This is a genomic window from Pseudomonas sp. RIT409 (assembly GCF_003052515.2).
Lineage (GTDB): Bacteria > Pseudomonadota > Gammaproteobacteria > Pseudomonadales > Pseudomonadaceae > Aquipseudomonas.
Map to the genome: position 1 here is coordinate 50,266 of NZ_QARE02000009.1, position 22,253 is coordinate 72,518.

Here is a 22,253-nt window from a genome sequence, read left to right on the forward strand (position 1 = left end):
CTGTTCGCCTTCAGGAAATCACTCGAACTTCAGGAACCACCATGAGCAAGCAAGACAAGAACACCGCCCCCGAGAAAAAAGAAGCAGCGAAAGCCGACGCACCGGAAACCCCGACTTCGCGTATTCGGGAAGGGCTGCCCTTCCCGCTTGGCGCCAACTGGGACGGACTGGGCGTCAACTTTGCGATCTTTTCCGCCAACGCGACCAAGGTCGAACTGTGCCTGTTCGATGCCACCGGCGAAACCGAGCTGGAACGCATCGAGCTCCCCGAGTACACCGATGAGATCTTTCACGGCTACCTGCCCGACGCCCATCCAGGGCTGATTTACGGCTATCGCGTGTACGGTCCGTACGACCCCAAGAACGGTCACCGCTTCAACCACAACAAGCTTTTGATCGACCCCTACGCCAAGCAGTTGGTGGGCGAACTCAAATGGTCCGAAGCCTTGTTCGGCTACACCATCGGCCACCCCGATGGCGACCTCAGCTTCGATGAGCGAGACAGTGCGCCGTATGTGCCCAAAAGCAAGGTCATCGACCCCGCATACACCTGGGGCCGTGATCAACGCGTGGCGGTACCTTGGGAAAAAACCATTCTCTACGAGACCCACACGCGCGGGTTCACCATGCGTCACCCGTCCGTCCCGGATGAGCTCAAAGGCACGTTTTCCGGGCTGATGGTCGATGACGTGATCCAGCACATCAAGGGGCTGGGCGTGTCATCCGTGGAACTGCTGCCGATCCATGCCTTCGTCAACGATCAACACCTGCTGCAAAAGGGCATGACCAACTACTGGGGCTACAACAGCATCGCGTTCTTCGCCCCGGACCCTCGTTACCTGGCCCATGGCAAGATCGCCGAGTTCAAGGAAATGGTCGCGCACATGCACCATGCGGGCCTCGAAGTCATTCTCGACGTGGTCTACAACCACACTGCCGAAGGCAATGAGTTGGGCCCGACCCTGTCCATGCGCGGCATCGACAACGCCTCGTATTACCGGCTGATGCCCGATGACAAGCGTTACTACATCAACGACTCCGGCACCGGCAACACACTCGACCTCAGCCACCCCTGCGTCCTGCAGATGGTCACCGACTCACTGCGGTATTGGGCGAGCGAAATGCACGTCGATGGTTTCCGCTTCGACCTGGCCACTATCCTGGGCCGCTACCACGACGGTTTCAACGAGCGGCACAGCTTCCTGGTCGCTTGCCGTCAGGACCCAGTGCTGCGTCAGGTCAAACTCATCGCCGAGCCATGGGACTGCGGCCCGGGTGGCTATCAGGTCGGGCACTTCGCGCCGGGTTGGGCGGAATGGAACGACAAGTTCCGCGACACCGTCCGCGCATTCTGGAAGGGCGACGAAGGTCAGCTGGCGGACCTGGCCAGCCGTCTGACGGCCTCTGGCAACCTGTTCAACCATCGCGGGCGTCGGCCGTTCGCCTCGGTGAACTTCGTCACCGCCCACGACGGCTTCACGCTGCACGACCTGGTGTCGTACAACGACAAGCACAACGAAGACAATGACGAGAACAACCAGGACGGCAGCAACGACAACCGCTCGTGGAACCATGGCGTAGAGGGCCCGACCGAGGACCCGGACATCAATGCATTGCGTCTGCGCCAGATGCGCAACTTCTTCGCCACCCTGCTGTTCTCCCAAGGCACGCCGATGATCGTCGCCGGCGACGAATTCGCGCGTACCCAACACGGCAACAACAACGCGTATTGCCAGGACAGTGAAATCGGTTGGGTCAACTGGGATTGGGACGCCGACGGCAAGGCACTGCACACCTTCGTCAAGCGCCTGATCAAGCTGCGCCTGACCTACCCTGTGCTGCGTCGCGGACGTTTCCTGGTGGGTGATTACAACGAGGAGCTGGGGGTCAAGGACGTTACCTGGCTGTCACCCAACGGTGACGAAATGGGCATCGAGCAATGGGAAGATCGCAACGCCAAGTGCCTGGGCATGTTGATCGATGGACGCGCTCAGGAGACCGGCATCCGCCGCCGCGGTGCCGACGCCACGATGCTGCTGGTGGTCAACTCGCACCATGAAGGGGTCAACTTCACCCTGCCGGAAGTGCCGGAAGGCGTGAACTGGATCGGCCTGGTCGATACCAACCAGCCGGATATCAAAGGCAAGGAGCGGTTTGAATTCGGTACCGAATACACCGTCACCCCTCGTTCGCTGCTGCTCTTCGTGTTGCAGAAAGAGGATGAGGCGTGATCGCTCCGGCAGCCTAGCCTGATCCCACCTCAATCGGCGCCCGAACCCTCCGTCACAGGAAACGGTTCGGGCGTCCGCCTCCTTGCTCCCCTCCCCAATCGCCCGCCGCTGTACCGAAATGCCTCTCAAGTGCCTTAAACTGCCGCCTGGCAATGGATGAAACCCCGACGGCACCCGCCGCGCGGGCCAGGATCAAGGCGGTCGCTGCATGCAAGGTACGAAAACGCATAAAACGGTAGTGATGGTGCTGTTCAATGACGTGCTGTTGCTGGATGTCACAGGCCCGATGGATGTCTTCTCCATCACCAACCGCATGCTCCCCCCAGAAAAACATTACCGACTGCTCACCGTCTCCGAACACCCCGGCTGGGTCCGCGGCTCTTCAGGCTTGAAGGTGCAGGCCGACTTGCCGTTGCATGGCTGCCCCTCAGACATTGACCTGCTGCTGGTGCCTGGCGGGCCAGGCGCTTATGGGACCCGCCATCCGCAGTTGAACGAGTGGCTGCCTGATGCGGCTCGCCGGGCGCGGCGCTTCGGCGCAATCTGCACCGGGATTTTCCTGCTGGCCGACGCCGGGCTGATCGACGGATACCGCTGCACGACGCACTGGAACTACGTCGAACGTTTGAAGCGTGGCTACCCCGCAGCGCGGGTGGACACCGAGCAGATCTACGTGATCGATCGAAACTTGATCACGTCCGGCGGCATTACCGCCGGTATTGACATGGCCCTGGCGGTCGTCGCCGAAGACCATGGCAAGGACATTGCCCTGGAGGTGGCGAAAGTCTTGCTGGTCGCGATGAAGCGCCAGGGCGGCCAGACGCCCTATGGCCCGTTGTTGGCGGCCGTCCCACGGGACGGCTCGGCGATTGCCCGGGTGCAGGCCTACGTCGTGGATCACATCGACCAGGCCTACAGCATTTCCCGAATGGCGGAAATCGCCGCCATGAGCCCGCGCAATTTTGCCCGTGCGTTTCAGCGTGAAGTGAACATGACCCCCATGCAATACGTGCAGAACGCGCGCATCGATCACGCGCGCAAGCTCCTGGAAGCCTGCGATGTGCCGCTCAAGGTGCTGGCCTCGCGTTGCGGGTTCGGCAGCGCTCGGCACATGCGCAAGGTGTTCAACGAGCGTATCGGGCTGTCGCCGAACCAGTATCGACAGCAATTCGGTGGCGGGTGATCGTGCTCCTCGCCTCAGCCACGGCGCTTGACGTCGGGCTGGGCGCGGCTGACAGGCGTGTGTATCACCGTGTATCCCGGCTCGACACGCATACGCCGTGTTGCAACGCCCGCCCCCCTGGGACACATCGCAGATACACAGGCGCGCTGAAATGCACCCAAGGCACCCGAGGAGGAATGGCCCTTCTCGCCCCTTGATCAGCATGGAGACGCTCCCGTGAAACGGACTGAACACCGCACAAGCCCTTGGTTACACCCACGCCGGATCTTCAACGCATCGTTTTTCGCTCTGGGGCTGATGGGGGCAGCGGACTACGCAGCGGCGCAAGACGCCGCACCTGTCCCAGTCAGCGCCGTCATGGCAACACCTTTCGGGCCGCTCAAACACATCAACGCCGGCTTGTTGAACGTGGCGTACGCGGAAACCGGCCCGGCCGATGGCCCGGTGGTGGTGCTGCTGCACGGCTGGCCCTACGACATTCACAGCTACGACGAGGTCGCCCCCCTGCTCGCCGCGAAAGGCTACCGCGTGTTGATGCCCTACGCCCGAGGCTACGGTGACACCCGCTTTCTTTCTGACCGAACGCTGCGCAACGGCCAGCCAGCGGCACTGGCCAGCGATGTCATCGACTTCATGGATGCCCTGAACATCAAGACTGCGGTGCTGGGCGGTTACGACTGGGGCGCGCGCTCGGCGGACATCGTCTCGGCGTTGTGGCCCGAGCGCGTCAAGGCACTGGTTTCAGTCAGCGGTTACTTGATCGGCAATCAGGCGGCGGGAAAAAATCCGCTGCCGCCCAAAGCCGAACTGCAATGGTGGTATCAGTTCTATTTCGCCACCGACCGCGGCCGTGCGGGCTACGAAAAAAACACCCACGACTTCGCCAGGCTGATCTGGCAAACGGCCTCACCCCAGTGGGCGTTCGACGATGCCACCTACGATCGCAGCGCCAAGGCGTTGGACAACCCGGATCATGTCGCCATCACCGTCTTCAACTATCGCTGGCGCCTGGGCCTGGTGCAGGGCGAAGCCCGCTACGATGCCCTGGAGCAGAAACTGGCCACCACGCCCGCCATTGGCGTTCCGACCATCGCCCTGGAAGGTGATGCCAACGGTGCGCCTCATCCGGCGCCAGAGGATTACGCCAAGCGCTTCACCGGAAAATACGAATTTCGTCTGATCCGCGGTGGCATCGGGCACAACCTGCCGCAGGAAGCGCCGCAGGCGTTCGCTCAGGCCGTCATCGATGCCGATCATCTGTGAGGCAGCAGTGTTGAGGGGAAGGTGAATGGACGCGGCCCCAAGCGAGCCGCGGATGTCGAAGCCGGCACGAGGGCCGTGCCGGTTTCAACACCTCAGCGCTTGACCTTGCGCCGCAGGATGCCGTTCAGCACCACCACAACCACCGCAATGAACATCGCGATGTACTGAAAAGTCTTCTGGTCCAACACACCGATGGTCTGCAGGTGGGACATGCCAAGCATGATAACCAGGACGCTCAAGGCGATGATGATCGAATAAATCAGACGCTGTTTGTGGGTCATTGCGGGGTCCTGAAAAACGGAAAAGAACATCTGCACCAAGGCAAAAGCGTGCGCCATCTTACGCGCTCACAAAGGTGATATCACCCCGCGCACGCAGATCCCATACTGCGACGAAGCGTCTCGCCGACGAAACCCTTCGGCTTGAGCGTGGTTTAATACCCGCGCGTTACGTGCCGTGCATGCCATTTTTCGTTGTTGGAAGGAGTCCCCAATGCCTCATGAAGGCAGCCTGCTGCAAGCCGCAGTCGTGTTTCTGCTCGCCGCCGTTTTGACTGTGCCACTGGCCAAGCGCCTGCAACTGGGCGCGGTCATCGGTTACCTCATCGCCGGAGTCGTCATCGGCCCGTCAGGCTTGGGCCTGATCGGCAATCCGCAAAGCGTTGCCCACATTTCCGAGCTGGGCGTGGTGCTGTTGTTGTTCATCATTGGCCTGGAGCTTTCGCCCAAACGCTTGTGGGTCATGCGTAAATCGGTGTTCGGGGTGGGCTTGGCCCAAGTGTTGCTGACCGGGCTGGTGATCGGCACCGTCGCCCTGCTCGGCTTCGGCCAGCCGCTCAACAGCGCGGTCATCCTCGGCCTCGGCCTGGCGCTTTCTTCCACGGCCTTCGGTTTACAAAGCCTGGCGGAGCGCAAAGAGTTGAATGCGCCTCACGGGCGGCTGGCGTTTGCCATCCTGTTGTTTCAGGACATCGCCGCCATCCCGTTGATTGCGCTGGTGCCCATGCTTGCCGGCGGGAACCATGACGCATCCTCCAGCGACTCCCTGCGCCACGGCCTGCAAGTGCTGGGCGGTATCGCAGTGGTGGTGATCGGCGGCCGGTACCTGCTGCGTCCCGTGTTTCGGATCGTGGCCAAAACCAAGCTGCAGGAGGTGTCCACCGCGACGGCCCTGCTGGTGGTCATCGGAACGGCCTGGCTGATGGACTTGGTGGGTGTGTCGATGGCACTCGGCGCGTTTCTCGCCGGTTTGCTGCTGGCGGACTCGGAATACCGGCATGAGCTGGAATCGCAGATCGAGCCCTTCAAGGGGCTGCTCCTGGGGCTGTTTTTCATCAGCGTCGGGATGGGCGCCAACCTTGGCTTGCTGTTGAGCTCCCCAATCACCGTTCTTGCGCTGACCCTTCTGCTGATCGCACTCAAACTGCCGCTGCTGTTCTTCGTCGGGCGCTTGGCCGGCGGGCTCGGCGCACAAAGTGCGTTGCGGCTGGGGCTGGTGCTGGCGGCTGGGGGCGAATTCGCCTTTGTGGTGTTCAAGATCGGTCGCGATCAGGGTCTGTTCGACGCCAGCCTGTATGACACGCTGGTGCTGACCATCACCCTGTCGATGGCCCTGACCCCGCCACTGTTGCTGGTGATGTCCCGCTGGCTCAAGCCCAAGCCGGTGGTCAAGGAAGTGCCCGAGGAATATAAAGAGATCGAATCCGACGCGCCGCGCGTGGTCATCGCCGGTATGGGCCGGATGGGGCAGATCGTGGCGCGTATCCTGCGGGCGCAGAAAATCCCTTTCATCGCCCTGGACACCTCAGTGGAAACCATCGAGTTCACACGCAGTTTCGGCAACGTGCCGGTGTTCTATGGCGATCCGTTGCGCCCGGAAATCCTGCGCGCCGCCAAGGTCGACCAGGCCGAGTACTTCGTCATCGCCACCGACGACCCCGACACCAACATCAAGACTGCCGAATTAGTGCGCAAGCTTTACCCGCACCTGAAGATCATCGCCCGAGCCCGGAACCGCCAGCACGTGCATCGTCTGATGGATCTGGACGCACAGGCCGTACGTGAGACCTTCTATTCCAGCCTGGAGATGACCCGGCGCACGCTGATCGGGCTGGGCTTGAGCGAAGCGCAGGCCGCGGCGCGCATCAACCGTTTCAAACGGCATGACGAACAAGTGCTCAACCGCCAGCATTTGATCTATGACGATGCGGCGAAGGTCATGCAGAGCGCGCTGGAAGCACGAACGGAGCTGGCGGAGCTGTTCGAATCCGACCGCATGGACGAAGCAGCCGACGAAGCCGCCAAAGGCTGACAGCCGCTTCGCTCATCGGCCTGACAGCTAAGGACGACGACGCACTCGAGAAAGGCGCGCCTTCACCGGATCACGGCTCCCGAGAGCGCTTCACATGGTCGATGAAGCGCGCTACCGCGGGGGCCTTTTCGTAGCGCCGATGGATCAGCGAGAGACAGGAGGTGGGCTGACAGTCGTCGATGCGTCGGTACACCACGTTCGGCAACTGAACATGGTCCACCACCGAGGCGGGGACGACGGCCACACCCTGCCCCAGGCTCACCAGGGCAATCACTGAGACCAGCCCTCCCGGCTGCGGCCCGAGCGTCGGCGTGAACCCGCCATGGGCGGCGACGTCCAGGGTGCCGGAAATCTGTTCGGGCAGGATGAACGTCTCGTTCTGCAAATGCCGCGCGTCGAGGGTGCTCAGCCCGCATAGCCAAGACGTGTCCGGGAGAGCCAGGGCGAAGTCCTCGGCCAACAGCTTCACGGCCTCGAGCGAATCCGGCAGGCTCATGGGCGAACGGATGAAGCCCACGTCCAGCCGCCCCTCTTCGACCATGCGCGGCAACGACGGCATCGCGTGCTCGGTGATGGCGAAGTCCACATCGGGATGGTGCTGGCGAAATTGCCCGACCTGACGCTGCAGCACCCCCGAAAACACAGCGGACGCCACATACCCCAATTCGATCTTGCCCGCCTCGCCACGACCGGCGCGCTCGACGTTGTAGCGCGCGGTCTCGAACTGCCGCACCGCCAGCTCGGCCTCGATCTGCAATGCCCGCCCGGCCTCGGTCAAGCGCACCTCCCGTTGCTCGCGCACGAACAATCGCGTGCCCAGTGCGTTTTCCAGATCCTGGATCTGGCGAGTCAGCGTGGGCGGCGCAATGCCCAACTGCTCGGCGGCACGGGTGAAGTGGCGATGGCGGGCCACCGCAAGGAAATAGCGGAAATGGCGGATCTCCATGATGCGTTACCTTTGAGGTAATGAAATGGTTCAAGGACGCTAACGGAGAATAACCCATATCCCGTTATGCTCAATGCGGCGGGGCACGAGGCAGCAAATCCTGCCGCTCTGCCAATTGCTTATTAGCTAACCCTCGTTGGAGAAGTCATGTCATCCCCCTCTCCCCGCATGACCTTGCTGACCGCGTCGGGCGTATGCTCGCTGATCGTGCTCGACACCAACATCGTCGCGGTGACGTTGCCGAGCATTGCGCGGGACTTGGGCGCCGGTTTCGCCGACATCGAATGGGTGGTCAGCGCGTACATGCTGAGCTTCGCCGCATTGCTGCTGCCTGCCGGCAGCCTGGCGGACCGTTTCGGGCGCAAGAAGACCCTCCTGGTCGGGCTCGTGCTGTTCATCCTGGCGTCCGTGGCCTGCGGCGCGGCCCCTGGCATTGTGTTTCTCGACGTTGCACGGGCCGTAAAAGGCGTGGGCGCCGCACTGTTGCTGACCTCGGCGCTTGCCACCATCGGCCATGTGTTCCACGACGAGGTCGAACGGGCCAAGGCCTGGGCGTTCTGGGGCGCGTGCATGGGGGTGGCGATGACGGCGGCCCCGACCCTGGGCGGCCTGATTGCGGAGGGGGTCGGCTGGCGCTGGATTTTCTACCTCAACGTGCCGGTCGGTCTGTTACTTCTGGCCTTGGCCGTGCGCCACATCGGTGAGTCGGGTGACCCAGCATCGGCGCGTCTCGACCCGGTGGGAAGCCTGTTGTTCAGTGCTGGTTTGCTGAGCCTGATCTGGGGCCTGATCGAAGCCAATCGCCTGGGCTGGGGCCACCCGCTGACGTTTGCGCGACTGGCAGCCGGCGCGCTGCTCATGGCACTTTTCGTGATGGCTGAGCGTATGCAGCGTCGCCCCATGGTGGACCTGCAACTGTTTACCTCTGCACGCTTCATCGGTGCGTTGCTGGGAATGTTCGCCTACGCCGGATGCGCCCAGGTCATGATGACCCTGCTGCCGTTCTATCTGCAAAACGGACTGGGTTTCAGTGCCATCGGCGCCGGGCTGGGCATGTTGCCGTTCGCTGTCACGATGCTGTTGTGCCCACGCCTGGGCCCCGCGTTGTCCCGCCACCTCTCTCCCGCCGCCATGATGGCGCTGGGGCTGACACTGGTCAGCCTGGGTAACCTGCTGTGCGCCGGTGCGACCGTCGTCGGCGGATACCCTGCGTTCGCCGTGGCCATCGCCCTCACCGGCGCGGGCGCAGGGGTGCTCAACGGCGACACGCAGAAAAACATCATGGCCTGCGTCCCCCGCACCCGCACGGGCATGGCGTCGGGCTTGAGCACCACCATGCGCTTCAGTTCGATCCTCCTGGCGGTGGGTGTCTACGGCGCGCTGCTGGCCAACCACACTCAGAACGCGCTGACCGAGGGCCTGCAACGGGCTGCGCCCCAGTGGCTGGACCATGCTGGAGAGATGGCGTCGCGCGTAGTGGCTGGCGACATGGCGGCAGCGCTGAACACCCTGGATGCCAGCGCTCGCGTCGTCGTCGAGCCGCTGGCTCGCGAGGCGTTCATCAGCGGCTTCGGCGCGGTACTGGGATTGGCCGGCGGTATTGGCCTGGTGGCGGCATTGATGGTGGGAACCCTCATGCGTAAGCCGATTCCCGTGAGCCAGTGGCAGCCTGGCTGACCCGATCGGAGCGGAAGGTCAGCAGGGGATGTAAGGGACATGGGACCGAGGCGACCCCGTCCTCAGGGCAGAAAGGCCCGAGTTGACCCGGTTTTTTCGAGGGCAGCGGGAATAACCGTACTCGGGCTTCGTCATACCGGCTCGAACGTTATTGACCCTATGAGGACACCCTGATGAAAACCACCCTGATCGCACTAACCCTGACCGCCCTGAGCAGCATCGCCCTCACTGCCCAAGCCGACGTGAAAACCATGCCCCAGGTGCAGGAATACACTTACGGCACTCGTCTGGACATCGCCGAAGTGACCAAGACCCCCAATCTGAATTTCTGTGGCGTGCGCCCGGTCGACCTCAGCTACGTCGATCACATGGGCAAAGCCCATACCTTGCGTTACGAAACCATTGGCAACGCCTGCCTGGGCGACAACTGATCAGCGCGCTGCCAGTTGCCACAACCGCGCCAGATCCCGAGCGCGGTCATGCAACAGCGTTGGCGCGTCGCGGCACGCCTGCTCCAGGGTCATGGGACCGCTGGTCAGTGCAAAGGCGGCGCTGATGCCGTGTTCGTAAAGGTCGGCGTACCCGTCGCCCAGCGTGCCGGCCAGCACGATGACCGGTATCCCGGTGCGGCGGGCGATCTTGGCCACCCCGAAAGGCGTCTTGCCGCGCAGGGTCTGCGCGTCGAAGCGGCCTTCACCGGTGATCACCAGATCGGCGTCTTGCAGCGCATCGGCCAGGCCGGTGAGGTCCGCCACCACCTCCACGCCCGGGCGGAAGGAAGCGTTGAGGTAGGCCCTGGCCGCGAAGCCCATTCCGCCCGCCGCGCCACTTCCGGGTTGCTCACTGTGATCCTCACCGAGCACCCGCGCCGAGTGTTCGGCGAAATGCTTCAAGGCAGCGTCGAGCGCCAGTACCTGTTGGGATGAAGCGCCTTTTTGCGGGCCGAAGATGTGCGATGCGCCCTGAGGGCCGCAGAGCGGGTTGTTGACGTCGGCGGCGACTTCGAACTGCACGGCCCTCAGCCGAACGTCCAGGGCAGACAGATCGATTTTCGCCAACTGGGCGAGCGCCAGCCCCCCAGGCGGCAAGGGCTTGTCGCTGGCGTCCAGAAAAACCCCGCCCAGCGCGGCCAACATGCCGGTGCCGGCGTCGTTGGTGGCACTGCCGCCAATGGCGAGAATGATGCGCTGCGCTCCAGCGTCCAGCGCCGCGGCGATCAGTTGCCCGGTGCCATAGGTGCTGGTCACCGTGGCATCTCGCTGTTCCAGTGTCAGCATCTGCAGCCCGCTGGCCATGGCCATCTCGATGATGGCGGTGTGCGTGTCCGCCAGCCAGCCCCATTTCGCTTGAACCGCAGCGCCCAGCGGGCCACTGACTTGGCTCGTCATCCATTGCCCGCCGCACGCCGCCAGAACCGCCTCGATAGTTCCTTCGCCACCGTCGGCCATCGGGCATTCCACCAGCCGCGCTTCGGGCCAGACTTCCCGCAGACCTCTGGCAATCGCTTGAGCCACCCCTTGGGCGCTGAGGCTGTCCTTGAAGGAATCCGGGGCGATGACGATCTTCATGGCGTTCTCCTTATTCGAATGAAGCAATCTTCGCACGGCTGCTCGGTTTTTCCGCCAGCCTGTCGCACAGTGGCCGCTCGCGTTGATTGTTCACTTGAACAAAAAGCCTCGGAATTCCGCGGTCAACGTCGACGCCGCGGGTGTCCTTCTCTATAACGTCACGGGTGGCGCAGAGGATGAAACACTGGCCACGGCAAATATGACACTATATAGCCACTACTTTACGAGGGTTATGGCAGCCGTATCGCCGTTTGAACACGGTCGCCATCACTCGCCCATACGAATTTCGTTGTCCTATGCTCCTGAACGATCCGGTCACCCTGCTTCTGATCATTATCCCGTTCGGACTGATGACCACGCTGATGTTGTGCCTGTCGTACGTTGGCAGCAGCGGCCATCGCGCCCCGCTCCACGGGTGGATCGCCGGAGACCTGGTGCTGGCTGCCTACCGTGCGACGGACCTGCTGCAACCCGGGGTGCTTCCGCCCGCTTTCGGTTGGCTGGGCATCCTGCAGCCAGAAACGGCATTCATCGTCAGCACGGCAGGCCTGCTGCTGGCCATCGGATGCCACACGCTGGCGCTGCATCAACTGGCCGATACTCCCCGCCCAAGGCGTTGGCAGACTGGTGTATTGGCGATCCCGTTGTTGATCTACGGCCTGGGCGCCGGGGTATTGCTGCACAGCGCCTATCTGCAGGCGTGGTTCTTTCTGTTTTGCGTGATCACCATTGGCCTGCAGTGCAGCGTCACCTGGCCGCTGCGCAAGCGCTTTCGCGGAGCCTGGGCCTTGTTGGCGGGGCACGCCGCGGTGCTGATCTTCCACGCCTGCAACGCTTTGACCTCGGCAATCGATCCCCCGGGGCCGGTCAATTTCGACGAACCGGACATGTTTTCACTGCCGGCGCTGGCGATGGATTTCATGGTCTCGTTTCTGTTTACCCTCAGCTTCGCCTTGATGCTGCAGGAACAATTGCGCCAGCAAGTGGTGCGGTTGAGCATTACCGACACCCTGACCGGGGCGTTGAATCGTCGAGGCGCGGTGTCGACCATTCTTCAACAAGAACGGCGGCAAGGCGCTGCGCAGCGTTATCCCCTGGCGGTGGCGATGGTGGATCTGGACAACTTCAAGCGCATCAACGATCAACACGGTCATGCCGTGGGCGATCTGGCGCTGCAAGTGTTTGCCCGGACGGTGACAGGGCTGATGCGCAAGGGCGATGTCTTTGTGCGCTGGGGCGGAGAGGAGTTTCTGCTGGTGTTTCCCGGAACGGATGTGCAGCAAGCTCAAGGGTTCATGAAGCGCTTGCGCGATGCCCTCGAGCAACTGCCGAGCTCAGGTGACCTGCCCTTTCGGATCGGCTTCAGTGCCGGGCTGGTTCAGACCTCGTCGATGGACCGCCGGGAAGACTTCGAAACGTTGCTGCGTGCGGTGGACAAGGCCTTGTATCGGGCCAAACAAGTGCGCGGGCGGGTTGAAGTCGTGGAAGCGATGGACCTGTAAACCCGCCCCTGACCACCACCCGATCCGCTGGCCGCCCTACCTGCTAGAAAACGCTCCAGTGTCGCTCGGCGGCGCATGAGACCGAGCCCGGCGAGTGCTCGCCTTGGATCGGGCTCACCCTTAGGCCAACGCACTCAGATCCAGTTGGTGCTGCGGCACAGGCATGGAGAAGTAATACCCCTGCGCCTGCCCCGCGCCCATTTCCCGTAATAACTGCAAGGTGTCCGCGTCTTCCACGCCCTCCGCGACAACGCTCAGCCCCAGCGATTCGGCCATTCGCACGATGGCCCGCACGATCGCGCGGCTGCGTGAGCTGGTGGTCAGTTCGAGGGTGAACGACTTGTCGATCTTCAGGCCGCTGAAATGGTACTGGTGCACATAACTGAGGGACGAGAAGCCAGCCCCGAAGTCGTCCAGCACGGTGGAAACGCCATTGTCCGCCAGGTGTTTCATGGCCTGGCGCGCCAGTTCCGGTTCGGCCACCAGCGCGCCTTCGGTCAATTCCAGGCAAATACGCGAAGGCGCTACCTGATGTTGATCCAACAGCGCCAGCACTTCGCTGGCGAATTCGGGGCGGCTGATGCTGTAGCTCGAGCAGTTCACATGTACGGTCGGCCAATGGGCGTGGCTGGGTTGAGCGAGCATGGCAACCACCTGCTGCAGCATGTAGAAATCCAGCCTGCCGATCAGACGCAGACCTTCCAGCGCGGGCAGGAATTGCCCCGGCGCGATGATCCGGCCATCGGGCTGGCGCCAGCGGATCAAGGCCTCAAGGGCGAGCACCTTGCCGGTGGCCACATCGATGATCGGCTGGAAATAGGGCAGCAGTTCATCGTTGCGCTTGAGGGCGTTGCGCAACGCGCCTTCCTGCTCCATCTGGTCGGACACTTCCCGCCGCACTTCCTGGTTGAACACGGCGTAGCTGTCACGCCCCGCGTTCTTGACCCGGTACATCGCCGTGTCGGCGTCGCGCAGCAGGTCGGCCGGTTCCTTGTGGAATTGCAGGTCAGCCGCCACCACCCCAATGCTGCATGACGAAAACACCGCGTGGCCATCGATGTAGAAAGGCGCGTCGAACGCCAACAAAATGCGTTCCGCGATCGCGGCGGTCACGTCCGGAGGAGCCGCATAGGCCAGCACGGCGAACTCGTCGCCGCCGAGCCGCGCCAGCAGGTCGCTTTCACGCATGCAGCTGCGCAGGCGATCTGCCGCCTGGATCAGCAGCAGGTCCCCGGAATGATGCCCGAGGCTGTCATTGACCATTTTGAAGCGATCCAGGTCGATGAACATCACCACCAGTTCGCGCCCGCGCTCGCAAAACGCTTCCCAGGCCAGTTTGAGTTGGTGTTGCAGATGGCTGCGATTGGGCAGGCCCGTCAGCGAGTCATGGGCGTTTTCGTGCTGCAGTTTGGCGTTGGCGTAGTCCAGCTCGCGGGTGCGATCCTGGACCCGGGCTTCCAGTTGCACGTTCGCGGTATGAATCGCCTCCGCTGCACTGCGCCGCGACAGCGCCGTGTCGATGTGTCGGGACACGAAGGTGAGCAGGTCCTGATCGCGCAGCGAATAGCTGACATGGGGCGAATAACTCTGCACCGCCAGCACGCCGCGCACCGTATCGCCGTCAAACAAGGGAATCCCCAGCCAGGAACAGGAGCGGTTGACATCATTCTGCAGGGTGATTTCCCCGTTACCCTCCAGACGCCGCGCCTCAGCGCTGTCGATCAGGCACGGGCGACGCTGGCGAATGACGTATTCGGTGAAGCCCCGCTCGCCACGGCGCGGGTCCGGTCGGCGGGTCAGGCGTTCGTCGACGTAGTAGGGAAACGTCACCTCCCCGGTGGCATCGTCGAACAGCGCAATGTAGAAGTTCAGGGCGAACAACAGCTCGCCCACGATGCCGTGCAGGTGTTTGAACAGGTCCGCCATATCGCCCGGCTGGCTCGACAGCTCGGTGATCTGGAACAACGCCGTCTGCAGGTGCTCCGCCCGCTCGCGATCGGCGACTTCGTTTCTCAGGGCATCATTGAGCCGCGACAGCTCAAGGGTACGCCGCACCACGGTTTCTTCGAGGTGGGCACGATGAAGGATGCGGTCCAGCGCCATCGCCACATGCCGGGCGACCACCAGAAACAGCTCCTGATCTTCCACGCTATAAACCCGCGACAGGTCGTAGACCTGCATCGCCAACATGCCGAACACTTCGTCCGTGGCATTTTTGAGCGGCGCGCCCATCCAGAACTCCGGTCGGTGCCCCATGCAGTAGAAACGCTCCATGGCCTGGGCCCGCTCGATCCCGGCGGCATCGACGAACATCGGCTGTTCGGTGGTCAGCACGTAGCCGGTCATGGACAGGCGCTCGGGATCGAGAAACTCGTGGGTCTCGGCTTCGAGCGCGTCAGCGTCCGTGATATCGATGTAGTAGGGATAGGTGATTTTGCCGCTGTGGCTTTCATACAGCGCCAGGTAGAAGTTTTCGGCATCGATCAGCGTCGCCAGTTGCCGGTGAACGCCCTCCAGGAAGGCCGAACGATCCCGTGTCGAGCTGGCGAGCGAACTGATTTCGTACAGGACGCGCTGTGTCGCCTGGGCCCGGGCCAGAGCGACGGTTTGCAGGCGCAAGCCCAAGCGATCGGCCAGGGTGGCCAGAAACGGATTTCCCGCCTCCTGTTCCGGCGTCAATAACCAGCCGAGGGGCGCCTCGCCATGGCCGGTGACCCAGCGCTGCAGCCGATGGTCCTGGCAGTATGTATCGAACTCTCCGCGCGCAATCAGCGCCGGCCAGTGAGTCGAAGAATCGCCCTGCGCCAACAAATGCAAATGGCGGTTGGCACGGTAGGCCGCCCAGCTCAATTCAGGAGCGGCAGCCCTGGCCGCCTTGAACAATGCTTCAAGGGAAAGTTCGTCGGTCATCGATGAGGCGTTTTCCAGTCCATTATCAGCGGTCAAGGGTGCCTGTCCGTCGGCAATTGGCGAGTGCGGGCAAGTGTTCGAAACGTGGGAATTCATGCGCACTCCAATGCCCCCTCGAGACTGAGCTATCTTCACGGCGTCTGACGGATGCTTGCAAGCACCTTATTCGTATCAGCGGCCTGTAAACGACGGAAAACCTGAATTTCACGAAATTTCACGTGACATCTCCCTCGTTATCGGCAGGTCGTTTTCGAAATGTACCCATTGGAACGCTCACACCGACAACCTGCCCGCCGCCGCGCCGCTGCGCAAATAAGAAGCCTTCGCCGCCCGAGGCCCCTCGAATCACCCGCCTGAAGGCCAACGAACGCCCTTCGGTCGGCCAGTAATCACCCACCCGGACTCCAGGGCCGAAATTCTCGCAACCAACGACGCAACGGCAGGTCAGTACTCAACCAGCCGTTTGCTGGCCATCGCGCGTTGCTTTTCGTCCCTGGGGCGGCGCAACACGCTACGGGGCATGAAATGCCGTGCAATAAGGCATGCCCCTGCGGTGAACGCCCAGCTAACGCGCTGATGATCGTAACGCCTTCGAACCACCACTGCCGTAAACACCTGCGCGCCGCTCACCGTCGGCGTCAGGCTCGATTCCTTTGCTGACGAGGACCCGTTCATGACCGATCAGCCTGATAAGAAAGACAGCGATGCCGGCATCACGGCATTCACCGCCCCTTCCCGACGAAACTTCCTGAAATCCATCGGCGTTTCCAGCCTCGCGGCGGCTACCGCGCCCATGTGGAGCCAAGCGCTGGAGGCCCAGGCCGCCGTACCGGACGACACCCGTCCGCCCGCCAAAGACGAGCGGCGCATGACCCTCAACGTCAATGGTCAGGTGCATACTCTCAACCTCCCGGCCAACGCGGCGTTGCTGGACGTGTTGCGCGACCGCCTGCAACTGACCGGCACCAAGAAAGGCTGTGACCACGGGCAGTGTGGCGCCTGCACGGTTCACGTGAACGGCACCGCGATCAATTCCTGCCTGTCACTGGCGGCGATGCACGAAGGCGATGCGATCACCACCGTCGAGGGCCTGGCCAAGGACGGCAAACTGCACCCCGTGCAGGAGGCGTTCTGGGAACACGACGCGTACCAGTGCGGCTACTGCACCAGCGGTCAGATCATGAGTGCGGTCGCCCTACTGCAGGACAAGCACATCGGCAGCGACGACCACAGCGTTCGCGAAGCCATGAGCGGCAATATCTGCCGATGCGGCGCGTATAAAAACATTCTCGCGGCGATCCAGAGCGCCAGAATCAAGCTGCAGGAGGTGACCTGATGAGAAGCCTGGACTACGTGCGGGCCGGCAGCATCGAACAGGCTGTCGCCACCCATTCCAAAAGCCCCTCGGCGTTTTTCCTGGCCGGCGGCACGACCTTGCTGGACCTGGTGAAACTCGACGTGATGCCCGCCGATCAGGTGATCGACGTCAATCATCTTTCGCTCAATCAGATCGAAGTTCAGAAGGACGGCGGCGTGCGCATCGGAGCGCTGGTCACCAACACTGCCCTGGCCCATCACGATTACATCGTCGAACACTACCCGGTGCTGTCGCAGGCGCTGCTGTCCGGCGCCACGACCCAGTTGCGCAACAAAGCGACCACCGCGGGCAACGTGATGCAACGGGTGCGCTGCAACTATTTCCGCGACGGCCATTCGCCTTGCAACAAACGCCAGCCCGGGTCCGGCTGTGCCGCCATCGATGGCCACAACCGCAGCGTCCATGCTGTGCTGGGCACCAGTGATCAGTGCATCGCCACTCACCCTTCGGACATGTGCGTTGCCATGGCGGCCATTGGCGCGAAGGTCGAAGTGCAAGGGACCCAAGGCAAACGCAGCATCGCCTTTCTCGACTTCCACCTCTTGCCCGGTGCCACGCCGTGGAAAGAACACGCCCTCAAGGACGACGAGTTGATCACCCATGTCGTGCTCGATCCTGCGCTGGCCAACAGCCGGTCGGGCTATCTGAAATTGCGCGACCGGGCGTCCTATCAGTTCGCACTGGCCTCCAGCGCGGTGATTCTGGTCACCGATGGCGATACGGTCCGTGAGGCCCGCATCGCCCTGGGCGGCGTTGGCACCAAGCCCTGGCGTGCCCTGGACGCGGAGCGCGCGCTCAAGGGCGCGACCCTGACCCCACACAACATGGAGAAAGCCGCAGCCCTGGCGCTACAAGGCGCACGGCCCTACCGCCACAACGCCTACAAGATTGCCTTGGCGCAGCAAGCAATCGTACGCAATCTCAGCACCTTGACGGCCTGATCTGGAGAGCAAGACATGACCGACTCAAGCATGATCGGCTCGGCGCCCCGTCGAGTCGATGGCCGGCGCAAAGTCACCGGTACGGCGTTGTACGCCTCGGACCATCACCTACCCGGCATGGCCTACGGCTATGGGGTATTCAGCACCATCGCCAGCGGCAAGATCACCGGGCTGGACCTCGAGGCGGCGCGCCAGTCCCCGGGTGTGCTGGACATTTTCCACCACGACCACTTTCCCGAGCTGTATCACAACTCGGCATTGCCGATGTCATTCTCGGCCATCCTGAAGGCGGCGAAATCCGATGAAAACCGGTTGCCGTTCGAAGACGACACCGTCTACTACGCAGGTCAATTCGTTGCCCTGGTGGTGGCGGACACGTTCGAGCACGCCCGCGCAGCGGCCTACAAGGTCAAAGTCCGTTACAGCCAGGCGAGCGCCGCTGCCAACCTCGACCAGGGCATGAAAGCAGGCACACCGCAGGACGGCAGCCCCAACCACAGCCGCGGCGATGCCGGCGCCGCGTTCGAACGCGCCGCTCACCGTATCGACGCGACCTACACCACCCCGGTCGAAACGCACAACCCCATGGAGATGCACGCCACCGTCGCCCACTGGGACGACGGTCGACTGATCGTCTATGAGGCCAGCCAGGGCGTGGTTGCCCACCGCAACTCACTGGCCAAGATCTTCGGGCTGATGCCCGAGCGTGTCGAAGTCCGTGCGCCGTTCATTGGTTCGGGGTTCGGCAGCAAGTTGTGGGTCTGGCCACACTCCGTCGCGGCGTGCGGCGCCGCCCGAGCGCTCGGCCGTCCGGTCCAGCTGGTGGTGCCCCGCCAGCAGATGTTCACCACCACCGGGCATCGTCCTGAAACCCGCCAACGTCTGCGCCTGGCCACCGACGAGAAAGGCAAGCTGGTGTCGGTGCGTCATGAGTCGATCAACAGTACGTCGTTTACTGACCCCTACAAGGAGAACTGTGGCACCTCGACCAAGAGCCTCTACAGCTGCGCGAACGTACTCGTCACCCACCAGACCATCCAGGTCAACCGCGGGACCCCGACGTCCATGCGCGCCCCCGGGGCCGCGCCCGGGCTGTTCGCGCTGGAGTCGGCCATGGATGAAATGGCCGAGAACCTGGGCATGGACCCACTGGCGTTTCGCAAACTCAACGTGGCCGACCGCGATGAAAGCCAGAACCTGCCGTGGTCCAGCAACCATTTGCAGGAATGCATCGATAAGGCGGCCGAGCGCTTTGGCTGGAGTCGGCGTAACCCGCAGCCTGGGTCGATGAAGGACGGTCACGAGATCATCGGCTACGGCATGGCGGCCTGTAACTGGGACGCGTATCGCACACCTGCCGAGGCGCAGGTCTCGCTGCGCGCAGATGGCACGGCCTATGCCATCTGCGGTGTGCAGGACATCGGCACCGGTACCTACACCATTGTCGCCCAGGTCGTCAGCAGCCTGACCGGCATTGCGCTGGACAAGATCGACGTCGAACTCGGCAATTCGTCGTTTCCTCCGGCCCCGGTGTCGGGAGGTTCCTGGGCCACAGCCAGTGTCATGCCCGCCATCGCCGAAGCGACACGGCAGGCCATCGAGCAGTTGAAGGGCTTCTCCACGGCTCCCAAAGGGGTGTTCGCGGGTGCCAAGGCCGACGACATCAGCTTTGAGAACGGACAGTTGAAGAGCGGGGGGAAATCGTTCGCCATCGTCGATGTGCTCAAGGCGCAAAAACAGTCCAGTGCATTTGGCGAAGCCAAGACCGGCATGAACGACACCAGCAAGCATTCCTTCCGCTCGTTCGGCGTGCACTTCGTGGAGGTCCGCTGGGACCCGGGTATTTCGCGGCTCAGGGTGGCCCGAGTGGTCAGTGCCATCGACGTGGGCAAAGTGGTCAACCAAAAGACGGCGCTGAACCAGGTCGAGGGCGCGATTGTGATGGGCGTCGGCATGGCGCTGTTCGAAGCCACCGACTACGACGAGCGCAATGGCCTGCCGGTGAACAACAATTACGCGGAGTATGTGGTGCCGGTGCATGCCGATCAGCCTGATATCGACGTAATCCTGCTCGATTACCCGGACCTCGAGCTCAACGAGTTCGGAGCGCGGGGCATTGGCGAGATCGGCATCACCGGGCTGGCGGCCGCCGTCGCCAACGCGGTGGCACACGCCACTGGCAAACGCATCCGTGACTTGCCCATTACCCTGGATAAACTCATGGAGCTGCCACCCACGATGAGCGCATAAGCGCTACTCGTAAAGCCTGACACCGCAGGATCGCATCGAGCCGCAGGGACGCGGCTACCGCGAAGCGAAGACCGGCAGTGAAGCCCTCCTCCGCCGTTGATCAAACAGACCCGTCCACCCTGAAGCCCCATCGTGCATCGCCCTGCCAACGGCCTCCATCACCCAACGGGGGCGAAGCCGCATTCGTTATAGACATTTCCCCCCGCCCGTCCCTACCATCCGCGTGCCACAGCGACTTGCCATTTCCCCGCGGAATTCCAACATGCCGTCAGCCGTCCCCCATTATTCGCTCGCCTGGAGTCTGCTTCTGTTGCTGGCCGATGTGATCGCCTGGCACCTGCTGGCCGACCGCAATCGCATGCTGCGCATCGCCATCCGCCTGTTGGGCTTCGTCGCCTACAGCCTGGTGGTGATCAATTCGGGCGTCAGCCCGCTGGAGGCCCCCGCATGGCCGGACAACAGCGCCATGCAGTTCGCGGCCACCGCACTGGCCATCGTCTGGTGGATGTACGCGGCTCGCACGCTGACGGTGTTGCTCGGGCTGCTGCTGACCGGCCGGGTCGGCCATAGCGGCCGGCTGTTGCAGGAAGTGATCGGTGCAGTGATCTTTCTCATCGCCATCGTCGCGGCAGCGGGTTACGTGCTGCAACTGCCCGTCAAAGGCTTGCTGGCGACGTCCGGCGCAATGGCGATCATCGTCGGTCTGGCCTTGCAGAGCACCCTCAGCGACGTGTTTTCCGGGATCATCCTGAACACCACCAAGCCTTATCAGGTCGATGATTCGATTTCCATCGATGGCATGGAAGGCAAGGTCATGGACATCGACTGGCGCGCCACTCACCTGCTGACGGGCGTCGGCACCATGGTGGTGATTCCCAATTCGGTGGCGGCCAAGGCCAAGATCGTCAACTTGAGTCGACCGGCCCATATTCACGGCGTGTCAATCAACGTCATGATGTCGCCCCACATTCGTCCGCGACGCGTACTGGACGCGCTCGAACGCGCCTTGCAGGGCTGCAGTGCGCTGCTGCAGACACCCAAGCCTCGCGCCGTCGTCAAGGAGACCAGCCCCACAACCATCGAATACTCGATGACCGGCTTCATCGGCGACCTGAGCACCAAGAGCGATGTGCGCAACTTGCTGTTCGACCTCGCTTATCGCCACTTGGAGGCCGCGGGCATCACTTGGCAATCGGACACCACTGCCGACGACGTGTCACGGCCGCGCGCCCTGCTCGACGAGGTGAAGGTGTTCCGTACCAGCACGGTTGAGGAAAAAGATCAGCTCGCGCAGGCCATGGTCTCGCGAGAATACGCCGCCGGTCAGACCATCATGGAACGGGGCGAGATCAGTGACGGGCTGCTGGTCATCGCGACCGGCGTGGTATCCGCCAATATTCTGGATGGCACTACCTTGATCGAGGCTGGGCGGATGGGGCCGGGCGAAGTCATGGGCGAACAGGGCGTGCTGGCCGACGCGCCATCCGAGGGCCGGTTCGTCGCCCTCACCTCGTGCGTGATCTATCGCATCGACAAAGCCGCCACACGGCGGGCCATGGAGCAGCGCGCCGAAATCACCACCGCACTGAACAAGCTGCAAGCGATTCGCCAGCAAAGCAGCCAGCACATTCTCTTGCGCAAGCCAGTGGCGATCAAGAAGAACAACTTTCTGGGCTGGTTACAGAAGCGCTGAGGCTCAGCGAGGCAAGCCATTGCCCGAGCGACGGATGATCTTGATCGAATGCTTGATCGCGGGCTTGCGGGTGACACTGATCGCGCGACGGGTGACGGTGTCGAGGGTAATGTTCCAGAAGCCGCTGCCCGGGGCGACGATCCTCGCCGGAAAACGGTCGAAGGCGCCGCCGTGGTAACTGTGACGGCCACCATTTTTGAAACTGCGAAAATGGGCGTCGCTCATGAGGCGTATGTTGCAGGTGCCCGAGGCCTCGATGACGACAATGTCGCCTTCGTTAAGGTGCTCGCGCTGATGGATGAATTTCACGGTAATTCCATGGGGTGACGAAAACGGTGAGGATAACACGGCCTCCCCCTTGGTTCGTCGGCTGCGCACCCTGCAGATGCGCAACCGCCGCC

Annotated in this window: 16 protein-coding genes; 11 read left to right on the forward strand and 5 right to left on the reverse strand. The window is 62.7% G+C overall.

Annotated elements, in window-relative coordinates:
* Positions 1-41 precede the first annotated feature (41 nt).
* The 3 genes from glgX (at position 42) to DBP26_RS13205 (ending at position 4,677) form a co-directional block, all read left to right on the forward strand.
* Entirely contained in the window at positions 42-2,231 is a 2,190-nt protein-coding gene (glgX, locus tag DBP26_RS13195) for a glycogen debranching protein GlgX (RefSeq protein WP_108238110.1), read from the forward strand.
* Between the two features lie 208 nt (positions 2,232-2,439).
* Positions 2,440-3,414, forward strand: coding sequence for a GlxA family transcriptional regulator (locus tag DBP26_RS13200; RefSeq protein ID WP_256601484.1), 975 nt, complete (start codon positions 2,440-2,442; stop codon positions 3,412-3,414).
* Positions 3,415-3,678: 264 nt separating this feature from the next.
* Positions 3,679-4,677: an alpha/beta hydrolase gene (locus DBP26_RS13205; RefSeq protein WP_347881570.1), complete on the forward strand. Its 999-nt coding sequence runs from the start codon at positions 3,679-3,681 to the stop codon at positions 4,675-4,677.
* Positions 4,678-4,769: 92 nt separating this feature from the next.
* Here the strand turns inward: DBP26_RS13205 and DBP26_RS13210 are convergent, their stop codons facing one another.
* Positions 4,770-4,958: a hypothetical protein gene (locus DBP26_RS13210; RefSeq protein ID WP_108238157.1), complete on the reverse strand. Its 189-nt coding sequence runs from the start codon at positions 4,956-4,958 to the stop codon at positions 4,770-4,772.
* A 211-nt stretch (positions 4,959-5,169) separates the two neighbouring features.
* Here DBP26_RS13210 and DBP26_RS13215 point away from each other — a divergent pair, with 211 nt between their 5' ends.
* Entirely contained in the window at positions 5,170-6,987 is a 1,818-nt protein-coding gene (locus DBP26_RS13215) for a monovalent cation:proton antiporter-2 (CPA2) family protein (protein WP_108238108.1), read from the forward strand.
* A gap of 70 nt (positions 6,988-7,057) precedes the next feature.
* Here the strand turns inward: DBP26_RS13215 and DBP26_RS13220 are convergent, their stop codons facing one another.
* A complete protein-coding gene (locus DBP26_RS13220; protein WP_108238107.1) occupies positions 7,058-7,933 on the reverse strand; it encodes a LysR substrate-binding domain-containing protein in 876 nt (291 codons plus the stop codon).
* A gap of 147 nt (positions 7,934-8,080) precedes the next feature.
* Between DBP26_RS13220 and DBP26_RS13225 the strand changes: the two genes are divergently transcribed.
* Positions 8,081-9,610, forward strand: coding sequence for an MFS transporter (locus DBP26_RS13225; RefSeq protein ID WP_108238106.1), 1,530 nt, complete (start codon positions 8,081-8,083; stop codon positions 9,608-9,610).
* Between the two features lie 173 nt (positions 9,611-9,783).
* Complete coding sequence (locus DBP26_RS13230; protein ID WP_108238105.1) at positions 9,784-10,041, forward strand: DUF2790 domain-containing protein; 258 nt, start codon at positions 9,784-9,786, stop codon at positions 10,039-10,041.
* On the opposite strand, the gene DBP26_RS13235 is transcribed toward DBP26_RS13230, so the two are convergent.
* On the reverse strand, positions 10,042-11,178 hold the full coding sequence (locus DBP26_RS13235) for a glycerate kinase (RefSeq protein WP_108238104.1): 1,137 nt from the start codon (positions 11,176-11,178) through the stop codon (positions 10,042-10,044).
* 296 nt (positions 11,179-11,474) lie between these two features.
* On the opposite strand from DBP26_RS13235, the gene DBP26_RS13240 reads away from it, so the two are divergent.
* Entirely contained in the window at positions 11,475-12,680 is a 1,206-nt protein-coding gene (locus tag DBP26_RS13240; RefSeq protein WP_108238103.1) for a GGDEF domain-containing protein, read from the forward strand.
* A 120-nt stretch (positions 12,681-12,800) separates the two neighbouring features.
* Here DBP26_RS13240 and DBP26_RS13245 read toward each other — a convergent pair whose 3' ends face one another.
* Positions 12,801-15,590: an EAL domain-containing protein gene (locus DBP26_RS13245; protein WP_256601521.1), complete on the reverse strand. Its 2,790-nt coding sequence runs from the start codon at positions 15,588-15,590 to the stop codon at positions 12,801-12,803.
* 673 nt (positions 15,591-16,263) lie between these two features.
* On the opposite strand from DBP26_RS13245, the gene DBP26_RS13250 reads away from it, so the two are divergent.
* The 4 genes from DBP26_RS13250 to DBP26_RS13265 all read left to right on the forward strand — a co-directional run bounded on the left by DBP26_RS13250 (position 16,264) and on the right by DBP26_RS13265 (position 21,852).
* Complete coding sequence (locus DBP26_RS13250; RefSeq protein ID WP_108238101.1) at positions 16,264-16,926, forward strand: (2Fe-2S)-binding protein; 663 nt, start codon at positions 16,264-16,266, stop codon at positions 16,924-16,926.
* A complete protein-coding gene (locus tag DBP26_RS13255) occupies positions 16,926-17,909 on the forward strand; it encodes a xanthine dehydrogenase family protein subunit M (protein ID WP_108238100.1) in 984 nt (327 codons plus the stop codon). Before DBP26_RS13250 ends, DBP26_RS13255 begins: the two co-directional genes overlap by 1 nt.
* A 15-nt stretch (positions 17,910-17,924) precedes the next feature.
* Positions 17,925-20,159: a xanthine dehydrogenase family protein molybdopterin-binding subunit gene (locus DBP26_RS13260; RefSeq protein WP_108238099.1), complete on the forward strand. Its 2,235-nt coding sequence runs from the start codon at positions 17,925-17,927 to the stop codon at positions 20,157-20,159.
* Positions 20,160-20,421: 262 nt separating this feature from the next.
* Positions 20,422-21,852 carry a mechanosensitive ion channel family protein gene (locus DBP26_RS13265; protein WP_108238098.1) on the forward strand — a complete coding sequence of 477 codons (1,431 nt, stop codon included), beginning with the start codon at positions 20,422-20,424 and terminating at the stop codon, positions 21,850-21,852.
* A 3-nt stretch (positions 21,853-21,855) separates the two neighbouring features.
* Here the strand turns inward: DBP26_RS13265 and DBP26_RS13270 are convergent, their stop codons facing one another.
* Positions 21,856-22,161, reverse strand: coding sequence for a DUF1883 domain-containing protein (locus tag DBP26_RS13270; protein WP_108238097.1), 306 nt, complete (start codon positions 22,159-22,161; stop codon positions 21,856-21,858).
* Positions 22,162-22,253: the final 92 nt, after the last annotated feature.

What these genes read in the sequence shown, in the direction of transcription:
- glgX (WP_108238110.1), top strand. Translation starts at nt 42, where the DNA reads ATGAGCAAGCAAGACAAGAACACCGCCCCCGAGAAAAAAGAAGCAGCG.
- DBP26_RS13200 (WP_256601484.1), top strand. Translation starts at nt 2,440, where the DNA reads ATGCAAGGTACGAAAACGCATAAAACGGTAGTGATGGTGCTGTTCAAT.
- DBP26_RS13210 (WP_108238157.1), bottom strand. Translation starts at nt 4,958, where the DNA reads ATGACCCACAAACAGCGTCTGATTTATTCGATCATCATCGCCTTGAGC.
- DBP26_RS13215 (WP_108238108.1), top strand. Translation starts at nt 5,170, where the DNA reads ATGCCTCATGAAGGCAGCCTGCTGCAAGCCGCAGTCGTGTTTCTGCTC.
- DBP26_RS13220 (WP_108238107.1), bottom strand. Translation starts at nt 7,933, where the DNA reads ATGGAGATCCGCCATTTCCGCTATTTCCTTGCGGTGGCCCGCCATCGC.
- DBP26_RS13225 (WP_108238106.1), top strand. Translation starts at nt 8,081, where the DNA reads ATGTCATCCCCCTCTCCCCGCATGACCTTGCTGACCGCGTCGGGCGTA.
- DBP26_RS13230 (WP_108238105.1), top strand. Translation starts at nt 9,784, where the DNA reads ATGAAAACCACCCTGATCGCACTAACCCTGACCGCCCTGAGCAGCATC.
- DBP26_RS13235 (WP_108238104.1), bottom strand. Translation starts at nt 11,178, where the DNA reads ATGAAGATCGTCATCGCCCCGGATTCCTTCAAGGACAGCCTCAGCGCC.
- DBP26_RS13240 (WP_108238103.1), top strand. Translation starts at nt 11,475, where the DNA reads ATGCTCCTGAACGATCCGGTCACCCTGCTTCTGATCATTATCCCGTTC.
- DBP26_RS13245 (WP_256601521.1), bottom strand. Translation starts at nt 15,590, where the DNA reads ATGACCGACGAACTTTCCCTTGAAGCATTGTTCAAGGCGGCCAGGGCT.
- DBP26_RS13250 (WP_108238101.1), top strand. Translation starts at nt 16,264, where the DNA reads ATGACCGATCAGCCTGATAAGAAAGACAGCGATGCCGGCATCACGGCA.
- DBP26_RS13255 (WP_108238100.1), top strand. Translation starts at nt 16,926, where the DNA reads ATGAGAAGCCTGGACTACGTGCGGGCCGGCAGCATCGAACAGGCTGTC.
- DBP26_RS13260 (WP_108238099.1), top strand. Translation starts at nt 17,925, where the DNA reads ATGACCGACTCAAGCATGATCGGCTCGGCGCCCCGTCGAGTCGATGGC.
- DBP26_RS13265 (WP_108238098.1), top strand. Translation starts at nt 20,422, where the DNA reads ATGCCGTCAGCCGTCCCCCATTATTCGCTCGCCTGGAGTCTGCTTCTG.